This window comes from Granulicatella sp. HMSC31F03, assembly GCF_001807725.1.
In the GTDB taxonomy this organism is placed as follows: Bacteria; Bacillota; Bacilli; order Lactobacillales; family Aerococcaceae; genus Granulicatella; species Granulicatella adiacens.
This window is the reverse complement of record NZ_KV790857.1, coordinates 4,762-14,068: the sequence shown is the minus strand read 5'-3', so window position 1 is coordinate 14,068 and position 9,307 is coordinate 4,762. Positions and strand designations below refer to the sequence as shown.

Sequence of the window (9,307 nt, the reverse complement as noted above, 5' to 3'; positions counted from 1 at the left end):
GGACGTTTCGGGAAACGCACGCCATTTCTGCGATGGCAAGTTCAACTACAGGATGTGAGCAAAAGCGCTTATAGGCGATGACGGTTCGCGGTTTTGCCGTAAGCGGTCTGAAAGACCGTGCGGACAAAACACGAAAGGCTTGAGCCTATGCTTTTGCGAACTCAACTTCACTAATTACATCTACAAAAAACCAGCATACCAGCCCTCAAAGCTAGTGTGCTCTTCTTTTTTATTATCGAATTACTGAGCGTGCCATACGAGCTACTGTATGACGAACCCCTCGAATCGCAACCGACATTGCGTAAATATTTTCTACGGTTGCTAAACCACCGTATCCAGCATCTCCAATATGTTGAATATCCACGCCAGCTACTTTATTACGGATAGCGATTTGTTCGATTACTTCCTTACTAGACCCTTCTTGGCTTGTTCCAATCGCAGATAATACAAGTGCATCATTCGCATGAGCCACTTTAACGATAGCCACTAGTTCTTCATCCGTGAATCCGGGTACAGTACCGACCGCTGGCACTAATAGAACATCCGCTCCTGCTTGAATAAATCTCTTCGCAATCTCTTCATTCATAACGGGTTCCTTTGAACCAGCTCCGTGCATTTTCCCAGCAATTACGATTCCTGTAAAATGGGATTTTGCCATCGAAATACATTTTTCGATAGCTTCATTCGTCACCCCTGTACCAGGATTTCCAGTTAAACAAATAAAATCTAAACCGAGTTTTTCAGCTCTAGATACTGTTTCAGCTGTACATTTTCTTCCGGGGGCAATTTCAATTCTCGACTCTAACATTTCTGCATGCTCGTCCACTGGTTCCAAATTAGCTCCAATCGGCAAGCCACTGAGATCTTTAACTCGTTGCACTGGATTCTCACTTTCTTCTGCTCCGAAAATCAGTGGGTCGAAACAATCAAATCCATTTAATAAGACCATATCCGCTCCAAATGCTTTTGCAATTTCTGCGTTGGATAGTTCATTCAAAAACGTCGGTCTCACACAAACTGTCACAACAGACCGTTCTACCTTCTGCTGCTTCAATCGCTTTTTTTAGTGCGTTTCCTCTCATTTTTTTAAAGTCACTCGCAACACAATAAAGCATTCTTTTACCCATTTTAACTCCTCCTAACGATTAATAAGTGCCATTACTGTTTTTAATAAAAGTTCATTCGTTTGTTCGTAGTCTCCACCTTCGTGATAGGCATAACTCATTCCATGATTTTTTGTCGTTGGATCAACCTTCCACATTTTAAAACTACCGTGTATTTGATGAATTCCTGTTTCTTGGATTAAATATTGAGTATTCTCTTTAGTCACACCACCCCCACAAAGGAGCTGTATTTTTTCACCATATTTTTCTTGCAATTTTTTTAGTAAAGGGATTCCTTCTTCGATGTTAGCTTGTTGTCCTCCTGTTAAAATTCGCGTGCATCCTAATTGAATTAATCCCTCAATCGCTTCATATACATCAGGAACAATATCAAAAGCTTTATGAAATACACTTTCTGCATGAAATTGCTGACATAAGTCAATCATTTGTTTTGTACGATTCCAATCAATCGTTTTATCTTCTTTCAAAAATCCAAAAGCGAGTCCACTTGCACCGGATTCTAATAATAGTTTTGCATCCAACATCATACTTTCAAATTCTTCCTGAGTGTAACAAAAACCTGCTCCGCGCGGGCGAACCATACAGATGATAGGGAGTGTCACTCCTTTATCAATCACTGTTTTCAATGTTCCTAAACTGGGGGTTAATCCCCCTAGAAACAACGCACTATTTAATTCAATGCGGTGAGCTCCTTCTTTTTGGGCAATGAGGCAATCTTCAATACTTCCCGCACATACTTCTACAATGGTCATTTCATACCTTCTTTCATGTTCGATAACGCTAAGAGTGCCAGTCCATAAATTATCGTATCCGTTTCTAAGTCCTTGACCCCTATCCATTCATTTGGTAGATGCGCAATATCTCTTTGACCTGGAAAGCTTGGCCCATACGCAATAATATTAGGAATTATTTTTGCATACGTACCCCCTGTGGTCGTAACAGGAATGCTATCGCTTTTAGTAACGTCAGTATATACCTGCTGAAGCGCTTGGACATACTTAGAACTTTTATCATATAGCACTGGAGACCAATGGGAAATAACCTCTAATGTCGCCTTTTCTGGCAGTTGTGCAGTGATTTGGTTTAATAAATCCGATTTTGTACAACTGGCAGGATAACACATCGTCCATTCAACATAATGCTGATTTTTTTCTATCCCAAAGGTTTCTCCCCTTAGTTGCATCATCCCAAAGTCTTCATCTTGATAGGCAATCCCTAGTTCTTCGCCACGGTGATTTGTATGCAATAATTTACAATTTGCAAAATCATACAAATCTACCACCCTCGATTCTGGCAGCGATACTCTTACTTTTAATCTTCCACGTTCTCCGTATACAACGGGCCATTTACAATCTGGCGTCCACCCAAACGTCGGCGGAATTTCTTTAGTGAGATAGTGCTTCACACATCCAAATCCGGTCTCTTCGTTCGTCCCAAACACGATTCGCACGGGACGGTCAAAGGTCACTCCATTTTCCTTCAACACATATAGAGCATATAAATTCGATAAAATGGGCCCTTTGTTATCTAAAGTTCCTCTTCCAAATAATTTCCCCTCTCGAAGAGTTAAACTAAGTGGCGGAGAATTCCATCCTTCCCCAAGAGGCATGACATCCACATGACCAAAAACCCCATAATAAGCACCATCTGCACGATTTTCTCCATATTCGGCATACCCAATTTTATCATCGATATTTTTAGTGTGAAACCCTAATTCTGTTGCAATTTTTAAAACTTCTTCTAGCGCTTGTTTAGGTCCTCTTCCAAATGGGGCATCGGGTTCCTCTTTTCCTCGAATACTAGGAATCGCCACCATTCGTCTTAAGCCATCAAAAAGCATTGGTTGTACTTCTTTTAGTCGATTAATCCACTCTTCTCGATTCATTCTTTAACCTCCAAAGGCTTCATTCTTTCTTCTAAATACGATTCCAACCATTCTTTAGACGTTAGCTCATGAGACATTGTGCCATCTGGTTGAGGATGTACTCGAAATACCGTTGGCGCTAAGGATTTGGTAGCTACCACGAATGAAAAGTTATCGATATTCGTCGCTGCACCAAAATCTCCATTTCGATTCATCGCAACCACTGAAATATCCCCTGCTTCTCCTCTCGTTCTCTTTAGCCGAGCATCCAACTCTTTCACCGCTTTTTCACACGCTTTTTGAGGAGAGAGCCCTTCTTTCATTAAGCGGACGATTTCGTAAGAAATAACTCCCTTCATCAAATCCTCTCCTAGTCCAGTCGCCGTTGCACCGCCAATGGTACTATCGACATAAAGTCCTGAGCCAATGAACGGAGAATCGCCCACTCGACCAGGTTTCTTCATAAAAAGTCCGCTAGTGGACGTTCCAGCAACCATATCTCCATGCGTATCTAATGCTACCATTCCTACAGTATCATGGCCTGCATATGGAGAAAGTTGCTCTTGTTCTAGATCTTTTAAGCGATTATGATAATGAATTTTGGCGCGATCCGTCAACATCTCTTTTTCTTCAAAATGACGGCTTCTAGCAAACTCTTGCGCTCCCTGTCCTACGAGCACATTATTCACTTTATAATGGCTGAGTTCTCTTGCAATCGAAATTGGATTGGCAAAGTTTTTAATCGCACATACTGCTCCAAAATCAAAACGACTTCCATCTAAATAAGCGGCATCCAGTTCCACTTCCATTTTTTCGTTTGGAAGACCACCATATCCTACAGATTTAAAATAAGGAAAATCTTCTACTTCTTTAATCGCTCCTTCAATGGCGTCCCCTGCAACTCCTTCCTTAGAAAGACTAGGGGTTACTTTTTGAATTCCTTCTAGTGCCATTCTCCATGTTGCAATCATTCCCCACATGACTCTTCACCTCTTTTATTGAAATTGTTGCAACCGCGCTTCTTTTTCGCCACTAATAATCGCAATGGCTCCACTTAAAGCTTCGCGCAATCCTACTGCTCCTTTTTTAGGCATTTCTAACATAATGATTTTATCTTTAAAATTCGCAATCGTTTCTTCATTTTCTTTTGAACAAATCACATAGGGTTTACAATCCGTTTGTTCTTGTACGGCTAATGCAATTTCCGCAGCCATTTGAGCATACGTATCATAATTAAAACACGGGCCTGCAAATAGTACCTCAGCTTTCGTTTTCAAAATAAGATTATGAATCTTATGGATGACCTCTTCTTTATGCGCTTGAAAATAATCAGGTCCACAATAAATCGTCGCTAGCGCACTTAATCCTGCTTTTGTAAATTCATCTTTGAACATTAAAAAGGAGCCGATTCCTCCCTTTTCTAATCCTAGTTCCGTATCTGCGCGTTCCTTTCCACCATATCCTGCTTGAATTTGATCAAAAAGTAATAACACTCGCATACTCTCACCCTCTCTATGAAAAAGAGTGGCCATGCCGTTCCCCGCATACCACCCTCTTCATTATGAAATTAATGACTTCCTTTTTTCTAAAGATTACAAATCATCAAAAGATAAGTCGTTTAAGTCAACATCATCTAGCTCATCGCCTTTTAACATACCTGCATTTTCTTCTTCGTGTAAGTATTGTTTATCTAATGCTTTAAAGAATGGATAGTAGATTAAGCAACCGATAATAATTAATCCAATTTGGAAGAATCCCGCTACAATGCTACCAGTTGATAACCAACCTGAGAAGAAGAATGGTGTTGTCCAAGGAAGAGATGCCCCCGTCGTATAAGGAATGATTCCCCATAAGGTCGCAAGTGTTGATAATCCAATATTTACTAAAGGTGTTAATATAAATGGAATTGCAATAATTGGGTTTAATACAACAGGCAAACCAAATGTAACCATTTCATTAATTCCAAAGATACCAGGAATGATGGCTAATCGACCTAGTTTCTTCATTCGTTCTGATTTAGCAAGGAAGACCATAAGGAATACTAGTGATAAAGTACTACCTCCACCACCAAAGTTACCAAAGAAGTCCCCAAATGGACCTGTAAAAATATTTGGTAATGGAAGTCCTGCTTTGAACGCTTCTAAGTTTTCTGTTGTTAAAGCTAAGTGAATTGGATTAAATACCGTATTCGTTACGGCAGGTCCATTGATACCAAAGAACCAGAACAATGTAGATAGGAACTGATAGATTGGTTCAAAGAAGATATTTCTACCAAAACCTAATAATGGTGCTTGTAAAATCTTGTAAATGAATGTATGTGCATATTGATACTCTGTTAATGAGAATAATAAGTACACTGCAAAGAAGAAGAACATTGCAAACATACTTGGGATCAATGCTGCAAATGATTGATAAACTGCTGGTGGTACCCCATCTGGTAATTTAATGACCCAACCGCGTTTTTGAACAAAGACGAAAATGCGAACTGAAACAATCGCTGTAATCATTGCTAAGAACATCCCTGCAGATCCTAAATGTCCTAGAGAGAATCCATTAAACACTTTGTTGGTAGTTGCATTCACAAAATCGGGATGAACTTTAGGTGTCATAATTAAGAAGCAGACTAGGGATAATGCTCCCCCTGCAATCGGATCACTTTCTAATTGCTTCGCATAAGCATACCCAATACCAACAGCACCTAGTACAGCAAGAATACTAAATGTTGAATCAATCACCGCATCCATTGATTTTTCCCAGCCTTGTCCAAAGAATTGGGCTATAAATTCGCTGTATCCAGGAACAGGGAAATTTGCAATCACTAAGAAAATAGATGCCACAATAATTAATGGTGTTGCTACTAAGAAACCGTCACGAATAGCTACGAGCACTTTGTTCGTACTAAGTTTTTCAGCAACTCTACCCATTACTTTTTCTAACTTAGAAAACATGTCACTGACCTCCTATTTTTTTGATTTCAATAATTGTATAGCTCTTTTTAAAATACGTTCTCCATCGACATTCCCGTAATCTTCCAAATTGATAACATCTACTGGAACGCCTTTTGGTTCATATTTATCCCGTACCACATTAAATTTAAATTTCACTTGCGGCCCTAATAAAATAACATCTGGATGATATTGTTCATAAATAGCATCTAGTTTTGGATCTGGAAACGCTTTTATTTCTAACGGCAAATTATGCTTATCTGCAACTTCTTGCATTTTACTTGCCACTAAACTTGTGGACATTCCCGCATTACAAAATAAATAAATCCTTTTCATCTCTATTTCCTCCTTTCTTTTCTATTATTTGATAGCTTCTAAACGTTCATATAGCGCAATAATTTCTTCTGCGGTAATCTTTAGAAATTCTGCACTCATTAATTGATCCTCTGCATGGACCAATAGCAATGATAATGTCACTGAATCTCCAGAAGTTTCCTGTTGTAAAAGACCAAAATGCGCTTCATGGCCTTCCACTTGAAAATTGGAACCTTCTTCAATACAATTTCTAGCTTTATCAAAGTTTCCTAATTTAGCCTCTTGGATAGCTTCCATAAAACTGGATTTTGCAGCCCCCAAGGCACTAATCATCTTGAAACAGACTAATTCGATACCTTCCATGCTTATTCCTCCTTCTTTCTATCGAATCGCTTCTATAAATGATTCCACATTTTTTGCTTCTAATAATGACATCATCTTTTCTGGAGAATCTAACTGCTTTCCTAACCATCCTAGAAACAGCTGCATAAACTCCATATCCTCTTCTTTGAGTGCCAGTAAAATAACCAATTTAACAGGGAAATGATTCCACTGAATGGGTTCTTTTAAAACGGCTATCGAAATCATTGATCGTTTACTTTCTGGACGTAATGGATGAGGAATCGCTAATGCATAATCAAAATCCGTCGAAGATAAATTTTCTCTCTCCAGAACTGAGGTTAGAAACTCCTTCGTAACGATATTCTCTTGAATTAAATGGTGTCCCATCTCATGGAGTAATTCATCTCGATTATTGGGCTGGATGTTCGCATAAAAGAACTTTTCACTCATGAAATCCGGGATTTGCGAGCGAATCTTATGACTCATTTGTTCTGTCTCTAAGGTATTCATCACCTTTATCAACTGAATTTCATCTTGAGTATTAAAGAAAAGTCCTAAACGAACAGTTGGAATTTCAAGGGGATGCTCTATTTGGTCAAATGTAATGAGCAAGTCTGCATCGTAGAATTCCGATAAATCAGTCGTAAATGTACTCTGCTCCACGACAAAATCTAAACGATGAGAAAACTGATCTTTCAGGCGACTAACACTTCCTGCAATGAGTGGATACTGTGTATTCGCAATGAGAATCGCACGTAATTTTTGCGGTTTAACTCGCTGCATATATGCTGCTCCAATATGTAGAGCGATAAATCCTATTTCCTCCTCTGTCATCTCACATTGAAAGACTGACATCAAATATTGACTAATCGATACGGCCGTATCAAATACTAGAGGGTATTGTCGTTTAAAGGTTTGAACATAGACATTAGGTAAGCTCAAATTCAGCTGTACTCGTTCCAAAAATCCTTGCAAATGCAATTGGAAACGCATGGTAAAATCTTCTTGTTCTATAAAAGAAACCCCCATGATACTGTAAAGCTGTTCTCCGATTTGTCTAACTACTTCTTCTAAATCGACTATTTCTCCACGAAAAGAAATTTTTGATTCAACGGCATCAGAGTTATGATAGGCTTTTAAAAGTTTGGCAAAAGATACCACCTCAGCTTCTGGAATGATTGTTTCTTCTAGAATTTTGGAGAAAATAGAGCGCACAATCTGATACTCTACTTCCAAATCCAATTCATCCTGCGAAAATTCTTGAACGGTATGTCCCACTTTAATCCGTTGTAATACAATCCCCATATGAAGCAGTAAAAATGGCATCAGTGACTTACGAATAGAATAGCGATTATGCTTTAGTTTATCCCAAATGATTGACTGAATATGTTCCATATCCAATTCTGGATACACTTGCATTAACTCGCTACTATTTAAAAAGTCCTCTCCCACTTCTTTTTTTAATAGATTTCTATACAGTTTTCTTTTGCTCGTTTCAGATCCTTCTAATTGTAAAAATCCATTGTTCAACTGTAATGACAGACCTTCATATTCTTGCAATTTCTGTTGAACACGAATTCGAACTAATTCAAAAGTTTTAGCGCTTACAAAACACTGTTCACAAAAATGATCAATAAACACTCCATCCTCTTTAAACAATAGTTGTTTTAACAAATGAACACTGCGTTCTTCATTGTCCTGAGGAGTCTTTGTCGGATTCAATGCTGTAATATATCTGTTTTGTTGAAAGGCTACAAGATGATACCCTTTTTGACGATTTGCTTGGATGATATGAGGAGCTTCTTGATTAATATGTTCAATATCTAGTCGAACCGTTCGAGTACTCACACCCAAACAGGTCGCAAGCTCTCTCCCTTTCATCCATTCTTGACGAGATAGTAGTTGCAATAACTGTTGGTGACGCTGTTTCATAAAAATCCCCTCCATCTCAACTTGACTATACCAAATTCTTCACATCTATTATACCTAAAATCTTTTCCTATTGTTAGGAAATTTTAGCCCATTCGTGAAATTATTCGTAAATTTTCTTACTTTTTGACAGGTTTTGGATGATTGGTGTGCTAAAAAGAAAAAGATGTCTCTTCGATTGAAAAGTTTCTAATAGTAGCTGTAATAGGGCACCGGCTTGAGCCGAAGTCTCAAGCTCTTTCAAGATTCAAACGACCTCTAGAAAATCAATTTCAAGAGGTCGTAATTCACTTTGAACGCTATCCCCTATTACTGCTACTATGGAACTTTTCAACTCTTTCGAGACATCTTTTTCAACTACTCAATCAAAATCCAGTCAACAAGAGAATTACAAATGGTTTCAGGTGGGGAAACCAAAACAACAAGGTGCGCTGCAGCAATAACGGCACCCCCTCGAGCCTTCATCTCAAGGGTAGCAAGCCTTAAACTGAGGGTAAGTGATCAATCGCTAACCCTCAGTAATTCGCATTGCTTGCGATTACCTTATTGTTATTATGATGAAATCCATTAGGAGTTCTTTTGAGACTCCATTTAATTACTGCTTTCTATAGATTTTCCTTTAGCACATATCACATATTGAGTGAATAAGTAAATTACAAATTGTTTCAGGCGGAGGGACGGGAAGGACAAGGTGGGTGCTTTTGAGAGGCGGTTTTTGGGCAACAAAAAAGGCACCAGAATCGGTGCCTGCAGGACTGGGGTAGCTGGATTCGAACCAACGAATGACG

General features: G+C 38.9%; 8 protein-coding genes and 2 pseudogenes (1 of these 10 cut by a window edge). All 10 read right to left on the bottom strand.

Annotated elements, in window-relative coordinates; genetic code table 11:
- Positions 1-232: 232 nt before the first annotated feature.
- Positions 233-1,127 (bottom strand): annotated as a pseudogene (locus HMPREF3106_RS06025) (haloacid dehalogenase-like hydrolase).
- A gap of 11 nt (positions 1,128-1,138) precedes the next feature.
- Positions 1,139-1,876, bottom strand: coding sequence for a copper homeostasis protein CutC (locus HMPREF3106_RS06020; RefSeq protein WP_070445032.1), 738 nt, complete (start codon positions 1,874-1,876; stop codon positions 1,139-1,141).
- A complete protein-coding gene (locus HMPREF3106_RS06015) occupies positions 1,873-3,009 on the bottom strand; it encodes a Sapep family Mn(2+)-dependent dipeptidase (protein ID WP_070445029.1) in 1,137 nt (378 codons plus the stop codon). Before HMPREF3106_RS06015 ends, HMPREF3106_RS06020 begins: the two co-directional genes overlap by 4 nt.
- On the bottom strand, positions 3,006-3,968 hold the full coding sequence (locus HMPREF3106_RS06010; RefSeq protein WP_070437420.1) for a glycosylasparaginase: 963 nt from the start codon (positions 3,966-3,968) through the stop codon (positions 3,006-3,008). Before HMPREF3106_RS06010 ends, HMPREF3106_RS06015 begins: the two co-directional genes overlap by 4 nt.
- A gap of 15 nt (positions 3,969-3,983) precedes the next feature.
- Positions 3,984-4,487, bottom strand: a complete 504-nt coding sequence (locus HMPREF3106_RS06005; protein WP_070437419.1) for a GrdB-related putative oxidoreductase — start codon at positions 4,485-4,487, stop codon at positions 3,984-3,986.
- A gap of 93 nt (positions 4,488-4,580) precedes the next feature.
- Complete coding sequence (locus HMPREF3106_RS06000; RefSeq protein ID WP_005606541.1) at positions 4,581-5,936, bottom strand: PTS sugar transporter subunit IIC; 1,356 nt, start codon at positions 5,934-5,936, stop codon at positions 4,581-4,583.
- Between the two features lie 12 nt (positions 5,937-5,948).
- On the bottom strand, positions 5,949-6,269 hold the full coding sequence (locus HMPREF3106_RS05995) for a PTS sugar transporter subunit IIB (RefSeq protein ID WP_005606543.1): 321 nt from the start codon (positions 6,267-6,269) through the stop codon (positions 5,949-5,951).
- A 24-nt stretch (positions 6,270-6,293) separates the two neighbouring features.
- Positions 6,294-6,611: a PTS lactose/cellobiose transporter subunit IIA gene (locus tag HMPREF3106_RS05990; RefSeq protein ID WP_070445026.1), complete on the bottom strand. Its 318-nt coding sequence runs from the start codon at positions 6,609-6,611 to the stop codon at positions 6,294-6,296.
- Positions 6,612-6,629: 18 nt separating this feature from the next.
- On the bottom strand, positions 6,630-8,522 hold the full coding sequence (locus HMPREF3106_RS05985) for a BglG family transcription antiterminator (protein WP_070445023.1): 1,893 nt from the start codon (positions 8,520-8,522) through the stop codon (positions 6,630-6,632).
- Between the two features lie 753 nt (positions 8,523-9,275).
- Positions 9,276-9,307: pseudogene (locus HMPREF3106_RS09550) on the bottom strand (it continues 50 nt past the right edge of the window).